This window comes from Acidovorax sp. KPB24-07 (assembly GCF_057543315.1).
In genome coordinates this window covers 1-1,081 of the sequence record NZ_BAAJYS010000734.1, presented here as the reverse complement: position 1 = coordinate 1,081, position 1,081 = coordinate 1, and the positions used below count along the sequence as shown (strand labels likewise).

General features: G+C 72.5%; 2 protein-coding genes. Both read left to right on the top strand.

The features are described 5' to 3' along the window. Nucleotides 1-350: type II secretion system minor pseudopilin GspI (gene gspI, locus AC27IQ_RS25385; protein ID WP_487091277.1), on the top strand; the 350-nt coding region annotated here is incomplete at its 5' end. 1 nt (nt 351) lies between these two features. Then, the gene (locus AC27IQ_RS25380) at nt 352-1,038 is read left to right on the top strand and encodes a PulJ/GspJ family protein (RefSeq protein ID WP_284429853.1); all 687 of its coding nucleotides are present in this window, start codon (nt 352-354) and stop codon (nt 1,036-1,038) included. Nucleotides 1,039-1,081 lie beyond the last annotated feature (43 nt).

The following is a 1,081-nucleotide window of genomic DNA, read 5'->3' as shown; positions in this document are numbered from 1 at the left end:
GCGAGCGCGGCTTCACGCTGGTCGAGGTGATGGTGGCGCTGGCCATCGTGGCGATCGCGCTCATGGCGGGGCTGCAGGCCACGTCGGCCCTCACGCGCAATGCCGCGCGGCAGACCGACGTGCTGCTGGCCCACCTGTGCGCCGAGAACGAACTCGTGAAGGTGCGCCTGTCGCGCCAGATGCCGGCCATCGGCGACAGCACGCTGGCCTGCGAGCAGGCCGGGCGCCGCTACGACGTCACGCTGGTCGTGCGGCCCACGCCCAACCCGCAGTTCCGCCGGGTCGATGCCCAGGTGTCCGACGGGCAGAACTCCGTGCTGCGCCTGTCCACCATCGTGGGGAGGTACTGACATGCGCCGCCCGAACCGGCTTTCGCGCGGCTTCACGCTGATCGAGCTGCTCGTGGCCATCGCCATCATGGCGATCCTGGCGATCATGAGCTGGCGCGGGCTCGACGGCATGGTGCGCGCGCAGGAGCAGACGCGGGAGCGGGCCGACGGCCTGCTCGTCATCCAGGCGGCGCTCGCCCAGTGGGGCACCGACCTGGATGCGCTGCAGGCCATCGACCAGACCGAGCCGCTCGACTGGGACGGCCAGGTGCTGCGCATGACGCGCCGCAGCAGCGCCGAGCCCGACGAAGGCCCGGTGGTCGTGGCCTGGACCCGGCGCAACGTGAACGGCATCGACCAGTGGCTGCGCTGGCAGTCGCCGCCGGTGCGCACGCGGGCGCAATGGCGCGAGGCCTGGCAGCGCGCGGCGCAATGGGCCCGCACGCCGGGCGAGGCCGAGCGGCGCACCGAGACCGTGCTCATGCCGCTGGTGAACTGGCAGATCTATTACTACCGCGACGGGGCCTGGTACAACGCCCTGTCCAGCAGCGAGACGACCGCCAACCTGCCGCAATCGCAGGGCCCGACGGCGGCCACCAACATCCCCGAAGGCGTGCGCCTGCAGTTAACGCTGCCACCCGGCCGCGCGCTGGCGGGCACGCTCACCCGCGACTGGGTCAACCCGGTGAACGGCGGAGGCAAGACATGACCCGTGCCCGCCGCACACTGCCCCGCCGCCCCGCCGCACGCGG